Raw genomic sequence first — 21019 nt, forward strand, 5'->3', positions numbered from 1 at the left:
TGCGCGACATAGCGTGACAGATCCGGCGTGACGCAGGTTACCCGGGGGCCCTGCGCACATGGACGACATCGCCGGCGCTCACCGCCTGCTCCCCCGCCGGCCCGGCGACGACCAGCCGGCCCGCGGCGTCGATGTCGCGGACCACGCCGCGCACCACCCGCTCGCCGGGCAGCTCCACCCGCACCTCGCCGCCGAGCGTGGCGCTCAGCTCCTTGTAGGCGGTGCGCAGCCCGCTCGTCTCCGGGTCGCCGCCGAGCGCCGTCCACTCCCGGTACCAGGTCTCGAACTCGCGCAGGATCGCGCGCAGCAGCGGCGCCCGGTCGCTGAGCGGGGCGCCCTCGACCGCGAGCGAGGTCGCGGCCGGCACCGGCAGCTCGGCCGCGCGCAGCCCGACGTTCAGGCCGACGCCGACGACCACCGCGCCGTCGACCTTCTCGGCCAGGATCCCGGCCAGCTTGCGGTCGCCGACCAGCAGGTCGTTGGGCCACTTCAGCCGCACGTCGACGGCGGCGTCGCCGTGCGCCTCGCCGAAGTCGCCGGCCTCCACCCGCTGCGTCATGCGGCGGACGGCCGTGGCCACCGCGACGCCGGTGAGCAGCGGCAGCCAGCCGATGTTCGCCGCCGGCACGCCGGGGCGCAGCAGCAGCGAGAACATCAGGCCCGAGCGCGGCGGCGCGGTCCAGGTCCGGCCGAGCCGGCCCCGGCCGGCGGTCTGCGCCTCGGTCACCAGGACGGCACCCTCGGGGACTCCCGCGCGGGCGGCGCCCGCGAGGTCGGCGTTGGTGGACCCGGTCTCGGGGACGACCCGGACGTCCTGCCACAGCCCGCCGTCGCGGACCAGCGCGCGTTGCAGGGACCGCTCGTGCAGCGGCGGACGGTCGAGGTCGGCGTAAGGTGACTCGCTCACCCGTCCATCCAACCTCACGCGGCGTCCGGCTTCATGCCCGCGTCCGCGCGGCGCGCCCGCCGGAGGACACGGGGCTCCTGATCACCGGCTCGCGCCGCCGCCTTAGAGTGCGGCACATGGATGGTGTGACGCTACGGCGCGACGAACATGTGGCCGAGATCGTGCTGGACCGGGCGGAGGCGCTGAACGCGCTGTCGACGGCGATGGCGCGGCGGCTGGCCGCCGTCTGCGCCGAGGTGGCGGCGGACGCGTCGGTGCGGGCGGTGGTGTTGTCGGCGGCCGGCGACAAGGCGTTCTGCGTCGGCGCCGACCTCAAGGAACGCAACGCGATGACCGACGACGAGATCCTGGCGCAGCGGCCGGTGTTCCGCGCCGCGTTCGCCGGCGTGCTGAACCTGCCGCAGCCGGTCGTGGCGGCCGTGCACGGCTACGCGCTCGGCGGCGGCTGCGAGTTCGCGCTGTCGTGCGATCTGGTCGTGGCCGATGAGTCGGCCGTGTTCGGGCTGCCCGAGGTGAGCGTCGGCCTCGTCCCGGGCGGCGGCGGCACGCAGCTCGCGCTGCGCCGCCTCGGCCCCGGCCGGGCCGCCGACCTGGTGCTGACCGGCCGCCGCATCGGCGTCGACGAGGCCGTCGCCTACGGCCTGGTCGACCGCCGCGTGCCCGCCGGGTCGGTCCGCGAGGAGGCGCTGGCGATCGCGTCGACGATCGCGGGCAACTCCCCCACGGCCGTCCGCGCCGCCAAGCGCGCACTGCGTCAGGGCGCCGCCGTGGCCCTGGACGCGGCCCTGGACATCGAGGACAACGCCTGGCGCACCGTCGCGTTCTCCGCCGACCGCCGCGAGGGCATCGCCGCCTTCGCCGAAAAGCGCAAGCCGAACTGGCCCTCCTGACCACCGGCCCTCCTGACCACCGGCCTGCCGCCCTGAGGGCGGCAGGCCGCTCGTGCACGGCCCCTCAGGCCGACCGGTGTTCGGCAGGTCCGTCGTGGCCGGCCATCATTAGTCGTTGCTGACCCAGTAGGTGCTGTTGGGGGTGTTCACGGTGAACTGGAGACTGGGGTTGTTGCAGCCGCCGTAGTTCGGATCGAGTGTGGACGGGGCGGGAATGGTGGAGTTCGCCGACGTCGCGGAGCTCCAGGCGCCACCGGAGGTCAGCTGGTACTGCAGGCCGCCTACGAACCACAACGAGCCCCGGGTCTCCGTGCAGTAGTACCCCTCCCCGGTGTTCGGGTTGGTATTCGTGTAGGGCTCGAACGCATCCCACCCACCGCCGGATTCGCTCAGCTTGCTGGTGTTGGCGCTGGAGTAGAAGGTGTCCCAGGAGTTGGTGTTGTAGTTGAACAGGTATGACGTCCAGCGGTTGGTCGCCGCGTCCGTTTGGACGTCCCGCACTTGATAGGCGGGGAATCCCATGCTGTCGCGGGTGTAGGTGGCGAGAAAGTTCGCGTCCATCGCGATGCCCTGACGCCAGCCGGGCTGGGCCGCGCACCAGTCCCAGGCGTAGACGCCCTTGCCGCCGCCGCCCCAGTAAGCCGTCGTCATTTCGATACAGGTGAGGGCGCTGGGGTCCAGCGTCGGCGCATAGATGATGTCGGGGTTGCCGGCCGACAGGTTGATCGAGGGGTTCACGCTATGGACGGCGCTGGCTCCATAGACCGTCTGCTTCGGCGCGGCGGCCCAGAAGAGGTGCTGCGTGTCCGAGAGCCGGGTCCGGGTGGCGGTCTTCTTCGCGCCGGGGTAGCCGTGGCGGGGGCCGTTCATTTCCATGAACCGGTCCGAGACCGCAGCCGGTATCGAACGCCGAAGGGCCGCTCCGGACAGGCCGGGCACCTGCTTCCCGCTGAGAGGAGCGTGCGTTGCGAGGTCGGTGGGCGGGCGCGGGTCGGTGCGGGCGGGAGCGGCGGGGGCGGCCTGGGCCGGGCCGGTCACCGCGGCCAGCGCAGCGCAGGTCGCGGCCGCGGCCGCGGCGAGTAACTTCCGAGTGTGTCGGGTCATGCGGCGATCATGATCAATCGCGCGACCGGGCACTAGAAAGGATCTTTATGACTTCGCGCCCCGAAAACTCACCGGCCGCCATACCGATTTCTGAGATGACTGGAATAGTGACTGAAACGAAACTCGCTGTTAACGACTCTTCGTGGAATCGGCGGATGAGTCGGCGCACACCCTAGAAACAGCCGTCGCTGCGCGCCGTGCCATCGGGCTCATCAGGGCCGGCACGAGGCTCGGCAAGGCGATCCCCGCGTTCACGGCCGGGACCGCGACGGAGCAGGAGATCAACGGGAAGGCCTACGACTCCGACGCGCTGCGCAGGCCGCAGAGCGAGAATCCCGTCCATGAGTGACCGGCCACGAGTGTCAGGGGACGACGCGGTGAGCGAAGGCGGCCTGGAGAGCGCCCGCCGTCTGCTGGAGGCGGTGCGGGATCTCCCCGCGACCCCGGCGCGGACGGCCGACGTCCTCGGCGTGCTCGGGCTCTGCGCGCGCGAGCTCGCCGCTGGTTCCGGCGCCGCCGCGCGCGACCTGGCGTGGCGGGCGGGCGCGTGGCTGAGCGACCGGCTGCGGAGCGCCGGACCGGAGCAGGCCGAGTATTTCCGGCTGGTCGGGGAGCTGGTGCCGCTCCTCGGCGCGGACGGGAACTCCCTGCTCACCCAGCTGGCGCTGACCCGGACGACCGACGCGGTCCCCTGCCTGACGGCGATCGCCCGCGACCCCCGCACCCCCGAGCCGACCCGGCGGCTCGCCCTGGAGCACGCGGAGGAGATCGCGTGGACCGCTCATCCCTCGGCCGGCCACTTGCCGATCGAGGTCTGGCGCTGCCTGGGCAAACGGCTCGCCCGGCTCCAGCGCGACGCCGTCACCGACGATGACGGGAGCCTCCTCGACCAGGCCGTGGTGCTGACGTTCGAGGACGGCACGGTGATCCAGCTCTGGGCCGGGCACTACCGGTCCTTCGTGGAAGGGACTCCCCTCGAGGACGACTGGCTCGTCCACGACGACGACACGGCCGTGGGGCAGGTCCTGGCCGGGGCCGAGGCCGCGGACAACGGGCTCACCCTCCGGTTCGAGCGCGCCACCCTGTCCCTCACGGTCGTCGAGGACGTGCACTTCAAAGCCACGTGGAGCTAGGGGGTTCCGCCGAGCGGCCTGCCGCCCCGGAGGCGGCAGGCCGCTCGTGCGCGGAGTCGCAGGTCAGCCGGTGTTCTGCAGGCCCGCGGCGACGCCGTTGACCGACAGGAGCAGCAGCTCCTCCAGCCGGTCGCGCTCGGCCTCGTCCTCGACGCCCGCGCGCAGGGCCGTCAGCGCGCGCAGCTGCAGGTGCGACAGCGCGTCCACGTACGGGTTGCGCAGCTCGACAGCGCGGGACAGGACCTTGCGGTTCTCCAGCAGCCGCTCGTGGCCGGTCACCGCGAGGACGAGCCGGCGGGTCCGGTCGTACTCGGCCAGCACCGTCTCGGTCAGCTCGGGCCGGTCGCCGAGCTCCAGGTAGCGGGCCGCGATCGTGCGGTCGGACTTGGCCAGGCTCATCTCGGCGTTGTCCAGCAGCGCGGCGAACAGCGGCCAGGACTCGTAGGCCTCCTGGAGCCCGGAGAGGTCGGCGCCGTCGCCCGAGACGGCGGCCAGGCCGCTGCCGAGGCCGTACCAGCCGGGCAGGTTGACGCGGGTCTGGGTCCAGGCGAACACCCATGGGATGGCGCGCAGGTCCTCCAGGCCGCGGGCGGCCTTGCGGCGGGCCGGGCGCGACCCGATGCGCAGGTCGGCGATCTCGGCGAGCGGGCTGACGCGGGCGAACCACTCGGCGAACCCGTCGGTCTCGATCAGCGAGCGGAACGCGGCGCGGGCCGCGTCGCTGATCTTGTCGGCGAGCGGGCGGAACCGGTCGGCGGCGGCGCGGGCGCGGTCCTGGACCGCGTCGGTGGACGCCAGCAGCACCGCGTTGGTGACCTGCTCGACGTGCCGGCGGGCGATCTGCGGGTGGCCGTAGCGGGCGAAGATGACCTCGCCCTGCTCGGTGACCTTGAAGCGGCCCGCGACCGAGCCGGGCGCCTGGGCGAGGATCGCGCGGCCCGCCGGGCCGCCGCCGCGGCCGAGCGACCCGCCGCGGCCGTGGAACAGCGTCAGCGTGATGTCGTTGCGCGCGGCCCAGGCGGTCAGCGCCTCCTGGGTGTCGTACAGGCGCAGCGTGGCGCTGGTCGGGCCGAGCTGCTTGGCCGAGTCGGAGTAGCCGAGCATGACCTCCAGGCGGCGCCCGGTGTCCTCCAGCCGCTTCTGGACGGCGGGGATGGCCAGCATGCCCTCCAGGACGTGCGGGGCGTTCTCCAGGTCCTCGCCGGTCTCGAACAGCGGGATCACGTCGAGCACGGGCGCGTTGTCGCCGAGCGACGCGGCGAGCTCGTGCACGTTGGCGATGTCCTCGGCCGAGCGGGTGAACGACACGATGTAGCGGTGGCAGGCGCGGACGCCGAACCGCTGCTGGATCCACGCCACGACCCGCAGGGTGTCCAGGATCTCCTCGGTCATCTCCGACAGCGGGCCGCCGGCGCGGATCTCCTTGAGGGCCTGCTCGTGCAGCTCGGAGTGCTGGCGGATCTCCAGCTCGGCCAGGTGGAACCCGAACGTCTCGACCTGCCAGACGAGCTGCTGCAGCCGCCCGTACGCCTGCCGGACGGCCCCGGCGGCGGCCAGCGACTCCTGCACGGTGCGCAGGTCGGCCAGCAGCTCCTCGGGCGAGCCGTAGGCGAGGTCGGCGTTGCGGTCGCGGGTGGCGCCGATCCGCTTGGCCGCGTACATGAGCAGCTGCCGGTGCGGTTCGTGCGGCGACCGCTTGAGGATCTCGGCGATGCTCTCGGGGTGCGCGGTGCGCGCGGCGGCGAGCGTCTCGCGCAGCGCGTCCGACGGCGGGGTGGTCTCGTCGTGCACGGTCAGCTCGCGGCCGACGCGGGCGCAGGTGGCCTCCAGCGCGCGCAGCACGTGGTCGGCCTGGATCAGCACGGCGTCGCGGGTGACGGTGGCGGTGACGAACGGGTTGCCGTCGCGGTCGCCGCCGATCCAGCTGCCGAACCGCAGGTAGGGGCGGGCCTGCGGGGGCCGGGTGCCGGTGCCCTCGGGGTCCAGCGCGCGGTCCAGGGTGCGGTAGATCTGCGGCACCACCCGGAAGATCGTCTCGTCGAACGCGGCCATCGCGGTGCGGACCTCGTCCAGCGGGTCCATCTGCGCCTGCCGGCGCAGCGCGGTGCGCCAGAGCAGGTCGATCTCCTCGCGCAGCCGCCGTTCGATCTCCTCGTGCTCGCTCGCGCCGGGCCCGGCGTTCAGCGCGGCCAGCAGGTCGCTGATCCGCTGGATCGCGGTGACGACGGCGCGGCGGCGCGCCTCGGTGGGGTGCGCGGTGAAGACCGGCCGGAACTCAAGGCCCTCGACCGCCTCGGCAAGGCGGTCGCCGGTCGCGGCGCGGACGGCCTCGACGGCGGCGGCGACCGAGCCGGCGACGGGCTCGTCCCCGGCCACGTCGCGTTCGCGCAGCGTGCGGATGCGGTGGTGCTCCTCGGCCAGGTTGGTCAGGTGGAAGTAGACGGTGAACGCCCGCGCCACCTGTTCGGCACGTTCCAGCGACCAGCCGTCGACGAGGGCGGCCACGTCGGCGCCGGGCACCTCGCCGCGGCGGGCGCCGATGACGGCGTGCCGGAGCCGTTCCACGTCGTCCAGCAGTTCCTGGCCGCCGTACTCGACCAGCCCGTCGCCGAGCATGGCGCCGAGCAGCCGCACGTCGCGGCGGAGCGGTTCGGGCATGTCCTGCCTGAGGGAATCGCGCGTGTTGGTAGCCACGGCACAAGCGTAATGAGCAGGGCGGAACCGGCATGACACCCGGTCCGCCCACCCGGTCGCCCGGCCGCCATCAGCGGGTGGTTACGCTGGCCCGCATGGCGATGGAAGCTCCTGAACCCCCCGTGGACTTCGACATCCACACGACGGCGGGAAAGATCGCGGATCTGGAACGGCGCCGGCATGAGGCCGTGCACGCGGGTTCGGCGCGTGCGGTGGAAAAGCAGCACGCCAAGGGCAAGATGACGGCCCGCGAGCGGATCGGCGCGCTGCTGGACCCCGGCTCGTTCGTCGAGTTCGACGAGATGGCGCGGCACCGGTCCACCAACTTCGGCATGGAGAAGAACCGGCCCTACGGCGACGGCGTCGTCACCGGGTACGGCACCGTCGACGGGCGCCCCGTCGCGGTGTTCAGCCAGGACTTCACCGTGTCGGGCGGCTCGCTCGGCGAGGTGTTCGGCGAGAAGATCTGCAAGGTCATGGACCACGCGGTCAAGACCGGCTGCCCGGTGATCGGCATCAACGACTCCGGCGGCGCGCGGATCCAGGAGGGCGTGGTCGCGCTCGGCCTGTACGCCGAGATCTTCAAGCGGAACGTGCACGCCTCGGGCGTCGTCCCGCAGATCTCGCTGGTCATGGGGCCGTGCGCGGGCGGCGCGGTGTACTCGCCGGCGATCACCGACTTCATCGTCATGGTCGACCAGACCTCGCACATGTTCATCACCGGCCCGGACGTCATCAAGACGGTCACCGGCGAAGAGGTGACCATGGAGGAGCTCGGCGGCGCCCACGCGCACAACTCCAAGTCGGGCGTGGCGCACTACCAGGGCTCCGACGAGGACGACGCGATCGAGTACGTCAAGGCGCTGCTGTCCTACCTGCCGTCCAACAACCTGTCCGAGGCGCCGTCGTTCGAGGCGCCGGCCGACCCGGCCGAACTGGACGACGAGCTGGATGCGCTGATCCCCGACTCGCCGAACCAGCCCTACGACATGCACACCGTCATCGAGCACGTCCTCGACGACGGCGAGTTCCTGGAGGTCCAGGAGCTGTTCGCGCCCAACATCATCGTCGGCTTCGGCCGGGTGGAGGGCCACTCGGTCGGCGTGGTCGCCAACCAGCCGATGCAGTTCGCCGGCACGCTGGACATCGACGCCTCGGAGAAGGCCGCCCGGTTCGTGCGCACCTGCGACGCCTTCAACATCCCGGTGCTGACGTTCGTGGACGTCCCGGGCTTCCTGCCCGGCACCGGCCAGGAGTGGAACGGCATCATCCGGCGCGGCGCCAAGCTGCTGTACGCCTACGCCGAGGCGACCGTCCCGCTGGTCACCGTGATCACCCGCAAGGCCTACGGCGGCGCCTACGACGTCATGGGCTCCAAGCACCTGGGCGCCGACATCAACCTGGCGTGGCCGACCGCGCAGATCGCGGTGATGGGCGCGCAGGGCGCGGTGAACATCCTGTACCGGCGCGAGCTGGCGGCGGCGGACGACCCCGACGCGCGCCGTGCCGAGCTGATCACCGAGTACGAGGACACCCTCGCCAACCCCTACATCGCGGCCGAGCGCGGCTATGTCGACGCGGTGATCAAGCCGTCGGAGACGCGCGGCCAGGTGGTCAAGGCGCTGCGCGCGCTGCGCGACAAGCGCCGCACGCTGCCGCCCAAGAAGCACGGCAACATCCCGCTTTAAACCATTTCCTCCGGTCCAGCATTCCGCCGCGGTCCCGGGTTTTGACCCTTGATCGCGGAGGTATTGGAGATTTTGTGAACGCCGAACGCAAGCCTTACCTGCAGATCGTCCGGGGCGATCCGGGGCCGGAGGAGATCGCCGCGCTCGTCGCGGTGCTGGCCGCCCGGGCGCAGGGCGCCGCGGCCGGCCGCGGCGCCGGGACACGCCGGGCGTCGCGCTGGGCCGACCGGTCCCGGCTGGTCCGCGGCGCGGTGGCCGAGGCGCCCCGCCCGAGCGGGCCCGGCGCGTGGCGGGCCAGCGGGTATCCCCGCTGACGCCCGCGGGCGCGGACGCGCCGGGGGCGCGCGCCCGGACATGCCCGAGGGACATGTAACCGTGGTTCGCGCCCTGTAAAGGGCCTTGCACGAATAAGGTGAAAGGCCATGGCCACCTCGGAGTTCGTCCCACAGCCCGCGCGCTATGCCGTCTTCGTCGACGCGGGATACCTCTACGCGGCCTCCGGGGCGCTGCTGCTCGGCTGCAGTTCGCGACGCGAGTACCGCGTCGCCGCCGAGAAACTGATCAAGGCGCTGACCAGCCGGGCCGCCGACGACATGCACGGCGAGCTGCTGCGGCTGTACTGGTTCGACGCCGCGCCGAAGCGGCAGCCGACCGTCGACCAGCGCGTCATCGCCAACCAGCCGCTGGTGAAGCTGCGGCTCGGCAACCTCAACGCCCAGGGCCAGCAGAAGGGCGTGGACGCCCAGCTGCGCGCCGACCTGGAGGCCCTGGCCCGGCACCGGGCGATCACCGACGCGGTGCTGCTGGCCGGCGACGAGGACATGCTGCCCGCCGTCGAGGCCGCGCAGCGCTACGGCGTGCGGGTGCACCTGTGGGGGGTGGAGCCGACGCACGGCTCCAACCAGGCCGAGTGGCTGGTGTGGGAGTCCGACACCGTCACCGTGCTGCCGTCGGACTTCCTGCGCCCCTACTTCACCAAGGCCAAGGTCGTGGTGCCGTCGGCGGGCAGCCCGGCCGCGGCCGCCGCGATCCGCGAGGCCGCCGCGGCGGCGGCCAACCACCGCACCCCGGTGCCCTCGCCCGCGCAGGTCTTCGCGGGCCGCGCGCCGGCGCCCAAGCCCGCGCCCGCCGCGGCCGCCGTGCGCTCCCCCGCCGTCACCCCCGCCACGGTCGCCGCCTCGCTGCACGCCGCGGCGACCTCGCTGGCCGACGCCCGGCTCGGCCCCGACCGCGACCACATGCTGGAGATCGGCGAGCACGTCGCCCAGAAGTGGATCTTCGAGCGGGGCCGCGACAACATCCGCGACCTGCTGCCCGGCCCGACGCTGCCGCAGGTCATCGACAAGGAGCTGCTGATCGAGGCGGAGAAGGAGCTCGGCTCCTCGCTGCGCCCCTACCAGGAGGCCCGCACCTGGCTGCGGGACGGCTTCTGGGAGCGCGTCTACCGCGAGTTCGGCATCGGCATCGGCACCTCCGACTAGGGCATTCGCGTGATTGGGCGGACACCCGGCGTGACCGGAGGGTAATCTCCGGCGCGTGCGGGGAACACGGCGGGGCGAACGCGCCGTCCGGCTGGCCGGGGCGGTCATGGCGGGCGTGCTCGCCGTGGGCTGCCGCTCGCCCGTCCCGTTCTACCGGCCGGGGCACGGCGCGGCGGACGCGCCGGCGGCGTCGCTCGGCGGGCCCGCGCCCTACGTCGACCTGCGGCACGCGCCCGAGGCCCGGCGACCCGGCCCGCCCCGCGTCGACGTGTACGCGCAGACGATGCGGGGCATGCTCGCGCCCGCCGCGCGCGGCGCCCCCGAGCTCCTGTACGTGCCGAACACGCGCGGCACCGTCGACGTCGTCGACCAGCGGACGGCGCGGGTCGTGCGGCGCGTCCGGGCCGCGGGCGCCGCGCGGATCGTCCAGGCGTGGGACCTGCGGCGGCTGTGGACGACCGGCGCCGGGCTCGGCGCGCTCGGCCGGCCCGCCCTCGCCGGGCGGGTGGACGCGCTGTACTTCACCCCCGACGGCCGCGAGGCCCTCACCTTCACCGCCCGCCCGCCGCGCGCCGACTTCCGCGACCCGGCGACGATGCGGCCGCACGCGTCGCTGCGGCTGCCGTGCGCGGCGCGCCACGCCGACTTCTCCGCCGACGGCACCTACCTGCTGGCCACCTGCGCCGCCGGGCCCGTCCTGCGCATCGACCCGGCGCGCCGGCGGATCACCGGGACGGCCGCGCTGCCCGCCGGCGCCCGCCCCGGCGACCTGCGCCTCGCCCCCGACGGCACCGCGTTCCTGATCGCCGACGCCGTCCGCGGCGGCCTGTGGGCCGTCGACGGCATCGGGCTGCGCCCCACCGGCTTCGTGCCGACCGGCGCGGGCGCCCGGGCGCTCACGCTGAGCCGCGACGCGCGGCGGCTGTTCGTGCTCGGCACCGAGACCCTCACCGCCGTCGACCTGGCGACCCGGCAGGCCGTCACCCGCTGGCCGCTGCCGGCGGGCGGCCCGGCCGTGCCCGGCGCGCTGTCGGCCGACGGCGCGCTGCTGTGGCTCGCTGTCCCCGCGCGCGGCGCCCTCTACGCCCTGTCCACCGGCGACGGCCGGACGCTGCGCCGGGTGCGGGTCGGCGGCACACCGCGCTCGGTCGCGGCCTACCCGCAGCCGGGCCGCCACTCCCTCGGCGGGCCCGGCCTCTACCGCTGACCCGTCAGCGCAGCGCGATGCGCCCCCGGGCGGGCACCAGGTCCTCGATCAGCGACTCGGTCTCGGGCTGCAGCCGGTCCAGCATCGGGTCGCGGGCGAGCCGGCCGCGCAGCTCGTCGACCACCACCTGCACCTGCGCCGGGTCGCCCAGCGCGGCCGTCGCGCGCAGCAGGTCGCGCCAGAGGCCCTCGTCCTCGGGGGCGAGGCGCAGGCCCGCGCGGGCCGCGCCCACCGCGGCGCGCGCGTCGCCCTCGTCCAGCCGCAGCACCACCAGCCGGTGCGCGACGTCGATGACGCGGGCGGTCGCCTCGTACTCCAGCTCCGCCGTGGCGAGCCACCCGTACCGGCCGCGGGCCCGGCCCGCCAGCAGCGGGCCGCGCACCAGGTCCAGCGCGTACGACATGTAGGCGGCCTCGGACGCCGGTTCGGCCGCCGACCGCCACACCAGCCAGCGGAACACCGCCCAGTCGACGCGGACCTCCGAACCGAGCCGGATGCGGCCCCGGTCGTCGTAGTACAGGTTCGGGCGGCCGCGGGCGTCGCGGCCGAGCCAGTCCGAGACGCGCGCGACGGTCGCGTCCCGCACGCCGGTCGACACCCCGCGCGGCCAGATCGCGCCGCCGAGCACCGTCGGGTGCACGCCGTTCGGGTGGGTGGCCAGGAAGACCAGCACCTCGGTGCACAGCTCGCGGCGCGCGTCCTCCATCGGGCCCGGCGCGTCCACCTCGATCGGGCCGAGCAGCCGGATGTCGGCCGACGACTGCTGCGCCGACGGCGGCTCGGCCTCGTCGTCGCGGCGCGCCGGCAGCGGCACCGACTCCAGCTCGCCCGCGGTGCGGAACAGCTCGAAGACACCGCGGTAGTGGTCCTCGGGGACGAGCTGGGCGTCGACCTCGAAGCCGAGCACACCGGCCTGCAGCCGGCCCTCGTCGTCGACCTCCCAGGTCCAGGTGGCGCCCTGCACCGGGCCCGGGACCAGGTAGCCGGCGGCCATCCGGGTGCCGGTGCGGGCGAGCGCGACCAGGCGGTCGGCCGCCCGCTCGCCCGGCTCGTCCGCCATGATCAGGTAGTGCGGCATCCACGCCTCGCCGAACACGCCGCGGCAGCGGCCGGTGAGGACCGAGTCGACGCCGCTCGCGGCGAGCGCCTGCCGCACCTCCTCGCTGCGGCCCTCCAGCTCGGGCAGCGCCTCCTCCAGCGTCGCCACCGCGCGGATCCGGTCCGGCGCGACCGAGGCCAGGCCCTCGCCGAGCTCGGCGCCGAACCCCACCAGGGTGATCCGCATGTGGTCGGACCAGCGGTTGGTGGCCAGCTCCAGGGCGAGCGCGGCCAGCACGGCGCGGCGGGTGCCGCCCGGCCCGTTGACCGCGATCAGCCCGTGCGCGGCCTCCAGGTCGACCAGGATGCGGCCGTTGTCGTTGGTGCCGATCGACACCAGGCCCGGGTAGGGGGCGAGGACGTCGGACAGGTCGGCGGCGTCCAGGGCCGGCAGCGCGGACGCGTCCAGCCGCCACACCTGGCCCTCGTCGTGGGCCTGCCAGGGCGTCGGCGGGTTGCGGTCGGCGGGCGCGATCCACAGGTCCAGGCTGCCGGGTCCGAGATGCACGCCGTAGACCGTCGGCAGGGCGCGGCCGCCGGCGGCCATCTGCTTGGACAGCTGGCGCAGGCCGAGGTCCAGCAGCCGCGCCGCGTCCGGGTCGGCGCCGGCCCGCAACGCGTGCTCGGTGGCGGCGGCCTGCCCCGCCGGGCGCCGGATCATGTGCCCGAACGCGCGCTCCCACATCTGGGTGCGGCGGCGGCGGCCGAGCGCGCTGAGCAGGCCGGCGGCGAGCAGCGACGCGGCGGCGAGGCCGTGCGGCCACTCCAGCTTGACGTGCATGGGCGCCTCATGGCGCGGGGCCGGAACCGTCGCGCCGCCGGTGCCGGCGTCGCCGCCGAGGGACGGCTTGGGGGCCGGTTTCGGCGCCGGGGCGGGGGCCTCGTGCCTGGGCGCGGGCACCGGGGCGGGTGCTTCGTGCTTGGGCGGCGGCTTGGCCTCTTCGTGCTTGGCGGGCGGCGGCGTCTCCTGCTTGGCCGGCGGAGGCGTCTCCTGCTGCTTGGGCGGCGGCGGGGTCTGCTGCGCGGGCGGCGGGGTCTCCTGCCGCTTGGGCGGCGGCGCGGGCTGCTCGTGCCGGGGCGGCGGGGGCGTCTCCCGGTGCGCGGGCGGCGTGTCCGGGACGGCGTGCCCGTGGCGGAAGTAGTCGTCGAGATCGGCGACGGGCACGACCTTGGCGCCCTTGGCGTCGGCGGGCATCTCCAGCACCCAGCCGGGGCGGATCAGGCTGGCGATGTGCAGCCTGGTGCCGTCGGGCTGCACCCGGCCCTTGTTCAGCTCGAAGATCTCCTTGTACCGGCGGCCCTCGCCCAGGCACTTGTCGGCGATCTCCCACAGGCTCTCGTGGTGCCGCCCCTCGGGCGGGTGCACCCGGTAGATCTTGGTGGTGCGCTCCTTGGCCACCGGCTGCTCGGCCAGCTCCGCCGCCATCAGGTCGGCCGTCTTCTGCTGCGGCGCCTCGGCGGGCACCTGGTGGAACTCCTGCGACTGCGGCTGCATGACGGGCGCCTGCTGGTAGAGGCCGCGGCCGGCGAACGCGGGCATGACGGCCGTCGTCGCGGTGAACAGCAGCAGCGCCGCCACGACGAGCCGGTGCACCAGCGACTGCGTGCCGCCCGCGAGCGGCACCCGCGCGGGCACCCCGACCCCGCGGATCCCGGCGTACACCTCCACCACCACGCAGAGCGCGAGCTGCAGCCACGCCAGCCAGACCAGGCCGACCAGCACCGGGATCAGCGCGCTCGGCCCGACCTGCCCGGTCAGATCGCCCATGCTCGGCAGCTCGTCGGGAACGGGCGAGCCGAACAGCGTCAGCAGCGCGTACGGCACCCCGAGGAGCAGGGCGGCCAGCGCGGCGATGGCCCCCACCCCGGCGAGCACGTCCGCCGCGCTGCGGTGATGCCGGATCTTCACTGGCTGTCGGGTCGCCATCACATCCCCGCCGGTTTCCGATGAGCGGACGTCTTGGGGGACATCGTAGACGTGTCACCCCCGGCCGCAATGCCAAGCTGTCAAGCACCCCATTGCGAACCTGTCACGCGCCCGTTCAGGGGCGGGAAATATCGCCCTTGACACGAGATGTTCACCTGTGAAATTTTGCCAGTCGTCAAAGCACGTTCCATCACCCCGCCCAACACTGGGAAAGAGTCGATGCGTTCGTCCTTTCATGGCCATGCTTTCCGTGCAGCCACCTCTGCCGCCGCCGTTCTCGTCACGCTGGCCGCCGCTGCTCCCGCCTCGGCGTCCGCCGCCGAGCAGCACGCCAAGACAGGCTGCTGTGAGGCCTACATCTCATGGTTCGGCGCTACGGGCGAGCTGCAAACACTTCCTGATCGCTCTTTCCTTAAGAAAAGCGTCCCTCCCGACTGGTTCGCCGCCCCGTATACGCAGCGCTACTTCCTCCCCAGCCGGAAGAACGTACACCTGCAAACAACGCTGTCCGTCGGGTCGACGTCCCGCCCCAGTCGCATCCGGTACCGCTGGGACATCCACTGCTTTCTGCCTGCCGAGTACGTGAAGGCGACCGCTTGGACCTGGGTCAACATACGTGGTGCGGTGAACCACGACCCGGCATCGCTTCCAGTACCGGTCAAGACGCTCTATGGGGCCAGGCCGACAGATAATTGCACGAGCGGCTCCATGGCCTTCCAGTTCGACCAGGGAGACAGCGCTTATGGTGAGGCTTCACTCTTCCTGTTTAAAAATGGCCGCAACCACAACGCGCCCCGCACGCTGAAGGTGTGGAAGTGGGTGACGTCAGCCCAGGCCAAGAGCATCAAGAAGACCAAGAAGTTCCCCATGCCGAAGGGGGCGGCGTACGGCCAGTACTTCATCACCGACCGCGCATACGCCGACAAGGTCGCCAAGCAGTTCCGTGGCTACCGGCTGGCCCAGGGAACACTCTCCGGAAGCGACCTCCTCTTCTACTTCAACGAGAACAAGAAGAGCGACACCGGGATCGTCGGCGCCTTCTTCCGGAAGAAGCTCTCCCAGCCCAAGGGCACCTTCAAGATCGTGAAATAGCCGAGGTGCCGCCCGCGCCGGCCGGCGCGGGCGGCACTCCGGGTGCCCGGCTCAGCGGTTCGTGAGCGAGGCCGCGTCGATCACGTCGTCCAGGACGTCGCGGGAGCGGACCAGGTCGGCGATCATCCGGTCGATGCGGTCGCGTTCGCCGGTGAGCTCGTCGACCAGCTTGGCGTCGGCGAGCTCGGAGGGGCCGCCGTCGGCGTCGCGCATGCAGGGCAGCAGCTGCACGATCTTCGTGCTGGTCAGGCCCGCGGCGAAGAGCTCCTGGATGCGGATGACGCGGTCGACCGCGGCCTCGGGGTAGTCGCGGTGGCCGCCGGGCGTACGCTGGGCGGCCAGCAGTCCCTGCTGCTCGTAGTAGCGCAGCGAGCGCTCGCTGACGCCGGTGCGCCGGGCCAGTTCGCCGATCCGCATGATCCACCTCACAGGCACTTGAACCTGACATTGATGTCAGGTTCTACGGTACCGGCATGACGAACGCAGCGACCACCCCCGGCCTCTTCGAAACCGCCCGCCTCGGCTCCCTGGACCTGCCCAACCGGTTGGTGATGGCGCCGATGACCCGCAACCGCGCCGGAGCCGACGGCGTCCCACGACCACTCATGGCCACCTACTACGCGCAACGGGCCTCCGCCGGACTGATCATCGCCGAGGCCGCCACCCCGAACGCCGTCGGGCAGACCTATCCGAACATCCCGGCGGTCCATGCCCCCGAGCACGTGGCCGGCTGGCGGGACGTCACCGACGCGGTGCACGCGGCCGGCGGCCGGATGTTCCTGCAGCTCCAGCACGGCGGCCGGGTCGGGCATCCCGACAACAGCGGGCTGACGCCGGTCGCGCCGTCGCCCGTCCCGCTTCCGGGCACGGTCCACACGGCTGACGGGCCCAAGCCCGCTGTCGTGCCCCGTGAGATGAGCGCCGAGGAGATCCGCTCCACCGTCGCCGACTTCGCCGCCGCCGCGCGCAACGCGATCGAGGCGGGGTTCGAGGGCGTCGAGGTGCACTCGGCCAACGGCTACCTGCTGCACCAGTTCCTCTCCGGCCACACCAACCGCCGCACCGACGGTTACGGCGGCTCGGTGGCCGGGCGCATCCGCTTCACGGTCGAGGTGGTCCGGGCCGTCGCCGCCGCGATCGGCCCGGAACGGGTGGGCCTGCGCATCTCCCCCGGAGGCACCGCCAACGCCATGCGCGAGGACGACATCGAGGACCTCTACCCGGCACTCGTCGACGCCCTGGCCGATTCGGGGCCGGCCTACCTGCACGTCGTGCACGCCGACCCCGGGCAGCCGCTGTTCCGGCGCATCCGCGCGTCCTGGCCGGGCACGCTGATCGCCAACCCGGCGCTGCCGTGGCCGGGGCCGCTGCCCGCCGACGGCGGGCGGAGCGAGGGCGAGCGGCTGCTGGCCGCCGGAGCCGACCTGGTGGCGCTCGGCCGCGCGTTCCTGGCCAACCCCGACCTGGTCGAGCGCCTGCGCGCGGGCGCGCCGCTCAACCCGGTGCGGGACGCGTACCTGATGTACACGGGCGAGGAGACCGGCTACACCGACTACCCGGTGCTCGCCGACGCCGCGCTGGCCGCGTCCTGAGCGCCGCGCGAAAGGAGGCCCTGCCGCAACGGCGGCGGGCCTCCTTTATGTGCCGTCCAGCTCGGCGGCGGGGAAGAGCTCCTCGTAGGGCTCAAGGCGCTCGAAGGAGCGGCTGTAGAGGTCCACGTCCTGCGACAGGTCCTCGTAGAGGGTCTCCCGGATGTCCACGAGGCGCTGGAACCGCCAGGTGACGTTCTCGCCGTCGATGTTCGGATAGGTGACCTCCTTCTCCTTCGCGGCCTCCTCCGCTCTCGCCCGGGCCCCGGCCTCGGACGCCGCGTAGATGAGCATGGTCTCCTCGTTGAACATCAACGGTTCCCACTGCCGGTCCGAGGTCACCTCGAACAGCATGATCGCAATGAACGGCCGTCGTTCCTCCATATCCCGCCTTTCCCCCACGGTCTCTGCGGAGGATCCCAAGCCCTGCCCCAGGAAACTTGAGCATCGGTACCCATGCGCCGGCCGCGGCGGCCGAGAACGATGGCGCCCTACCGCTTCGCCACCTGCCGGCCACTCTCATCGTGCCTACGCCGCTTGCGGCGTTCCGCCTTCGGCGGCAGCGACTCGCTGCGCTCCCCAGACTGCCGGGCACGATCCACTGAGACTGCTCGCCCTATGCACCTGCTCATCACCACGTGCCGCGCTACATACGCATTTGTAAGCCTTTTAGCGTTCATGACACACCGTCGCCCTCCAAGCTTCGAGGCACGGCCTAGCGGACCTTGAGGGTGGCTGCTCGGGTGTGCGGACAAGTGTCGGCTGCGATGGTGCCCCGGTGGCGCAGGCGGCGGTCGCCGTGGTGCACCAGCCAGGCGACGGCGCGTTCGACCGGTGGTCGCCAGCGGTGGTAGTCGGTGGCCGGCCAGGAACGCGAACACGCTCCCCGCCGAGGCCAGCTCCCGGCCCGCTCACCCGTCACCACACTGGCCCCGCCGCATCCACGGCGGGGCCAGAACCCAAGATCTTCAGCGGTCTTCCAGCGCCGAGATGTGTCAGGCGGTGGTGCGGGTGATGGTGACGGCCTGGTCCAGCTTGAAGCCGCCGGTGAGGGTGAGGGCGTCGCCGACCTTGACAGTGCCTCCGAAGCAGCCGGCGGTGACACTGCCGGCGGTGCCACGGGTGAGCTTCAGGGTGTGGGTGCTGTTGGTGTAGGTCGCGGCGAGCTTGGTGAGGACGATCTGGCAGTCGGGGGTGCTGAACACCACGGTGATGGGGATGCCGCTGGTGTTGGCGGCGGTGAGGGTGGTGGTACCGGTGGTGGCGTTGTAGCCGGTCGCGGTATAGCCGATGGTCCCGTAAGCGCTCGTGCCGCCGATGACGACACTCCGCACGCCACTGGAGTCCGTGCATTCGCCGGTCACGGCACTGGTCTGAACGACGACCGGGCTGGCAGCGGTGGACGTCAGGCTGGGAACGGTGCCGTACTGGCTGGTCCTGGCGCAGGTGAACAAGGTGGCGCCGGTTGCCGTGCGCAGTGTCACGTCGGTGGCGGCGGCGTTGAATCTGGCGTCGGCAGTGGTGGTGACGTGCCATGTGCTGGTGGCGGCGTGCGCGGCCGGTGCGGCCAGCGCCATCGGTGCGACGGCCGCGGCGACGGCGGCCGGCAAGGCGCGGCGCGCCAGGAAACGGCGCGGGGACGTGGTGCCCGAGGGCAGAGAAGGGGAGGGCATGGGGGTGGAGCCTCCTTGGATCCGCCCTGGCGACCGGACGCCCCGGAAGATCCACAGGCGGATGGGCACACAGTAAAACGATCACTGACCAAGATCAATACTCGGTTCAGGGCCACTGAGGTTTTCTCGTTGACTTCCCATGTGGCTCTGCGGTGTTCGCAGAAGACGAGCGCGTGGGTGGCGCAGGTCGGCCCAACGGCCGGTGAGCAGGGCGAACCCGCGCTCGCCCAGGCAGCGCAGGGCCGACCGCTGAACGTCAAGTCAGCATGTCACGCCAGAGATCCAGGAAACGCGCCCTAGCCGTGCTCGGGCCAGACCGGGCCCTGGTCGGTCCACGTGACGCCCTTGTTGCGGCACAGGCAGAACGGGTGGCCGATCGGGTCGGTGTAGACGCGCCAGCCGTAGCCTTCGGGGCCGATGAAGTCCTGCTTCAGCGTCGCACCCAGGTCCAGGACGCGGCGCTGCTCGGCCTCGATGTCGTCCACTTCGAAGTCGAGGTGGAACTGCTTGGGATGCTCGCTGCCGGGCCACTGCGGAGCCCGGTAGTCGTCCACCCGGATGAAGGCCAGCTCGATCTCGCCGAACTTGATGCCGGCCCAGTCCCCGTGGCTGCCTTCCTTGACCGGCCGCCCCGTGACCTCGGCGTAGAAGGCCGCCAGCTTCATCGTGTCCGGGCAGTCGATGATGAAATCGGTCAGTCGCAGCATTCTGCGATCCTGCCACAGGGTTCAGACGCGGAATCCTGTCGGATGGCGATGTTGCCAGGCAGGGGGCTTCCGGGGCGCCTTGAGCGCTGCGCGGAGCGAGGCTCCTTGTCGCCAGCGCGTCGTCCCGGTCGGCCGACCGGACGACCGGGACGACGGCGGATCAGAGGGCGGGGGCGCCGAACCAGCGGGCGAGGTGGGTGTTCAGGTCCTGCTGGTCGTCGCCGAGCCAGGCGATGTGGCCGTCGGGACGGAGGAGGACGCCCGGGGCGGCCAAGGGGGCGGTCGGGTCGGGTCGGTGGTCGACGCGGTCCGACCAGGCGCCAGCGGACAGGCGTTCGGTGCGGTCCAGGATGAGGGGGCGGCCGCGGTGGAGGATGTCGTAGAGGTGGCCCTGCTTCAGGGGGATGTCGGGCTGGCGGCGGCCCAGGAGGTCGGGGCCCTCGCCGAAGTCGTAGCGGATGCCGATCGCGCTGATCTTCTCGGTCAGGCGGCGGTTGACCTCGTCGATGCCCATGAGCTCGGTGAGCAGCCTGCGGACGGCCCGGGCGTCCGGGTCGGCGGACATCAGCCCCATTTGGGCGCGGGTGTTGTCCAGCACGTCCGCGGCGACCGGACGGCGTTCGGCCTGGTAGGTGTCCAGCAGGGTTTCCGGGGCCCGGCCGCGGATCTGGGCGGCCAGTTTCCAGCCGAGGTTGAACGCGTCCTGGATGCCCAGGTTGAGGCCCTGGCCGCCGGTGGGCGGGTGGATGTGGGCCGCGTCGCCAGCCAGGAGGACCCGGCCGGCCCGGTACTGTTCGGCCAGCCGGGTGGCGTCACCGAAGCGGGACATCCAGCGCGGGGAGTGCACGCCGAAATCGGTTCCGGCGACGGCACGCAGCCGCTCCTTGAAATCGTCGAGGGTGGGGGGCTCGGAGCGGTCGCGGACGCCCGCGGCAGGGACCAGGACGCTGTAGATCCCCGCACCGAACGGCCTGAGCCAGAACCGGTGGTGGGGCTCGCCGAGTCCGGCCACCGTGGCGGCGACCTCCTCCGGCGGCACGCCCACTTCCATCTCGCCCATCAGCGACTCGGTCCGCGACGGTTCGCCGGGGAAGCCGACGCCGAGCAGCTTGCGGACCGTGCTGCGCCCGCCGTCGCAGCCGACGAGATAGCGCGAACGCAACCGCTCCCCGGTGGACAGCTCGACCGTCACGCCCTCGTCGTCCTGCTCAAGGCCGGTCACCGTGCGGCCGTGCCGGACCAGCGCGCCCAGCTCGGCCGCGTGCTCTTCGAGCAGCCGGACGATGTCCGGTTGCCGGATGCCCAGCAGGTAGGCGTGCGCGGAATCCAGGCCCGTGGGCGCGGGTGCGGCGATGCCGGCGAAGTAGGCGCCCGCCGGGCGGCGCCGTCCGTGCTGGAGCACACGGTCCAGCAGCCCGCGCATCGCCAGCAGCTCGAGACTGCGAATGTGCAGGCCGACGATCCGGACGAACGACGCGGGCTCGGACTCCTTCTCCAGCACGAGGACCCGCACCTGGTGCAGCCGCAGCTCGGCGGCCAGCGTCGCGCCGGTCGGCCCGCACCCGGCGATGATCACATCGAAGTCGTTCGACGACTCGGGAGAACGCGGAGAATCCATGGGTCTTGCCTTTCGGGAGTGCTCGTGACGGCGCTCCCGGGCGACCTATCGCCCGACCGTGGCCCCAGAGGGGAGCACCCATGACGAAACTGTGTTCACGGGTACCACCTCCTCGGTCTCTCGCACGGCCTCGCGAAAGCTACCAGCAGCCGTTCAGGCCCGCCAAAGGGTTTTCCCGGGCTGTGCCGCTGGTGTGGGGTGGGGCTCCGAT

18 protein-coding genes are annotated in these 21019 nt (G+C 72.7%); 9 read left to right on the forward strand and 9 right to left on the reverse strand.

Annotated features, from left to right (window positions below; genetic code table 11):
* Positions 1–37: 37 nt before the first annotated feature.
* Positions 38–907, reverse strand: coding sequence for a biotin--[acetyl-CoA-carboxylase] ligase (locus ACRB68_RS27010; RefSeq protein WP_328594827.1), 870 nt, complete (start codon positions 905–907; stop codon positions 38–40).
* A 116-nt stretch (positions 908–1023) separates the two neighbouring features.
* Between ACRB68_RS27010 and ACRB68_RS27015 the strand changes: the two genes are divergently transcribed.
* Entirely contained in the window at positions 1024–1797 is a 774-nt protein-coding gene (locus ACRB68_RS27015) for an enoyl-CoA hydratase/isomerase family protein (protein ID WP_153537033.1), read from the forward strand.
* 108 nt (positions 1798–1905) lie between these two features.
* Here the strand turns inward: ACRB68_RS27015 and ACRB68_RS27020 are convergent, their stop codons facing one another.
* Positions 1906–2901: a hypothetical protein gene (locus ACRB68_RS27020; RefSeq protein ID WP_153537035.1), complete on the reverse strand. Its 996-nt coding sequence runs from the start codon at positions 2899–2901 to the stop codon at positions 1906–1908.
* A gap of 142 nt (positions 2902–3043) precedes the next feature.
* Between ACRB68_RS27020 and ACRB68_RS27025 the strand changes: the two genes are divergently transcribed.
* Positions 3044–3250 carry a hypothetical protein gene (locus ACRB68_RS27025; RefSeq protein ID WP_153537037.1) on the forward strand — a complete coding sequence of 69 codons (207 nt, stop codon included), beginning with the start codon at positions 3044–3046 and terminating at the stop codon, positions 3248–3250.
* 28 nt (positions 3251–3278) lie between these two features.
* Positions 3279–4034, forward strand: coding sequence for a hypothetical protein (locus ACRB68_RS27030; RefSeq protein ID WP_153537039.1), 756 nt, complete (start codon positions 3279–3281; stop codon positions 4032–4034).
* Positions 4035–4097: 63 nt separating this feature from the next.
* On the opposite strand, the gene ACRB68_RS27035 is transcribed toward ACRB68_RS27030, so the two are convergent.
* The gene (locus ACRB68_RS27035) at positions 4098–6692 is read right to left on the reverse strand and encodes a phosphoenolpyruvate carboxylase (RefSeq protein WP_153537904.1); all 2595 of its coding nucleotides are present in this window, start codon (positions 6690–6692) and stop codon (positions 4098–4100) included.
* Between the two features lie 131 nt (positions 6693–6823).
* Here ACRB68_RS27035 and ACRB68_RS27040 point away from each other — a divergent pair, with 131 nt between their 5' ends.
* From ACRB68_RS27040 to ACRB68_RS27055, 4 genes are all read left to right on the forward strand, one after another.
* Positions 6824–8416, forward strand: a complete 1593-nt coding sequence (locus ACRB68_RS27040; protein ID WP_194293456.1) for an acyl-CoA carboxylase subunit beta — start codon at positions 6824–6826, stop codon at positions 8414–8416.
* A 74-nt stretch (positions 8417–8490) separates the two neighbouring features.
* Positions 8491–8730 carry an acyl-CoA carboxylase epsilon subunit gene (locus ACRB68_RS27045; RefSeq protein ID WP_328594829.1) on the forward strand — a complete coding sequence of 80 codons (240 nt, stop codon included), beginning with the start codon at positions 8491–8493 and terminating at the stop codon, positions 8728–8730.
* A gap of 108 nt (positions 8731–8838) precedes the next feature.
* A complete protein-coding gene (locus tag ACRB68_RS27050) occupies positions 8839–9897 on the forward strand; it encodes an NYN domain-containing protein (RefSeq protein ID WP_153537042.1) in 1059 nt (352 codons plus the stop codon).
* A 55-nt stretch (positions 9898–9952) separates the two neighbouring features.
* Positions 9953–11104 carry a YncE family protein gene (locus ACRB68_RS27055; RefSeq protein ID WP_153537044.1) on the forward strand — a complete coding sequence of 384 codons (1152 nt, stop codon included), beginning with the start codon at positions 9953–9955 and terminating at the stop codon, positions 11102–11104.
* Positions 11105–11108: 4 nt separating this feature from the next.
* On the opposite strand, the gene ACRB68_RS42165 is transcribed toward ACRB68_RS27055, so the two are convergent.
* Positions 11109–14129 (reverse strand): BTAD domain-containing putative transcriptional regulator, encoded by a 3021-nt coding sequence (locus ACRB68_RS42165; protein WP_153537046.1) that lies wholly within the window; start codon positions 14127–14129, stop codon positions 11109–11111.
* A 147-nt stretch (positions 14130–14276) separates the two neighbouring features.
* Between ACRB68_RS42165 and ACRB68_RS27065 the strand changes: the two genes are divergently transcribed.
* Entirely contained in the window at positions 14277–15221 is a 945-nt protein-coding gene (locus tag ACRB68_RS27065) for a hypothetical protein (RefSeq protein WP_153537049.1), read from the forward strand.
* 51 nt (positions 15222–15272) lie between these two features.
* On the opposite strand, the gene ACRB68_RS27070 is transcribed toward ACRB68_RS27065, so the two are convergent.
* Entirely contained in the window at positions 15273–15638 is a 366-nt protein-coding gene (locus tag ACRB68_RS27070; RefSeq protein WP_153537051.1) for a MerR family transcriptional regulator, read from the reverse strand.
* Positions 15639–15694: 56 nt separating this feature from the next.
* Between ACRB68_RS27070 and ACRB68_RS27075 the strand changes: the two genes are divergently transcribed.
* Positions 15695–16813 (forward strand): alkene reductase, encoded by a 1119-nt coding sequence (locus ACRB68_RS27075; protein ID WP_153537053.1) that lies wholly within the window; start codon positions 15695–15697, stop codon positions 16811–16813.
* A 45-nt stretch (positions 16814–16858) separates the two neighbouring features.
* Here ACRB68_RS27075 and ACRB68_RS27080 read toward each other — a convergent pair whose 3' ends face one another.
* The 4 genes from ACRB68_RS27080 to ACRB68_RS27095 all read right to left on the reverse strand — a co-directional run bounded on the left by ACRB68_RS27080 (position 16859) and on the right by ACRB68_RS27095 (position 20808).
* A complete protein-coding gene (locus ACRB68_RS27080; protein ID WP_194293457.1) occupies positions 16859–17164 on the reverse strand; it encodes a DUF4288 domain-containing protein in 306 nt (101 codons plus the stop codon).
* A gap of 641 nt (positions 17165–17805) precedes the next feature.
* Positions 17806–18483 (reverse strand): hypothetical protein, encoded by a 678-nt coding sequence (locus ACRB68_RS27085; protein WP_153537057.1) that lies wholly within the window; start codon positions 18481–18483, stop codon positions 17806–17808.
* Positions 18484–18779: 296 nt separating this feature from the next.
* On the reverse strand, positions 18780–19190 hold the full coding sequence (locus tag ACRB68_RS27090; protein WP_153537059.1) for a VOC family protein: 411 nt from the start codon (positions 19188–19190) through the stop codon (positions 18780–18782).
* Positions 19191–19350: 160 nt separating this feature from the next.
* Complete coding sequence (locus tag ACRB68_RS27095) at positions 19351–20808, reverse strand: FAD-dependent monooxygenase (protein ID WP_153537061.1); 1458 nt, start codon at positions 20806–20808, stop codon at positions 19351–19353.
* Positions 20809–21019 lie beyond the last annotated feature (211 nt).

This window comes from Actinomadura macrotermitis (genome assembly GCF_009604375.1).
In the GTDB taxonomy this organism is placed as follows: Bacteria; Actinomycetota; Actinomycetes; order Streptosporangiales; family Streptosporangiaceae; genus Spirillospora; species Spirillospora macrotermitis.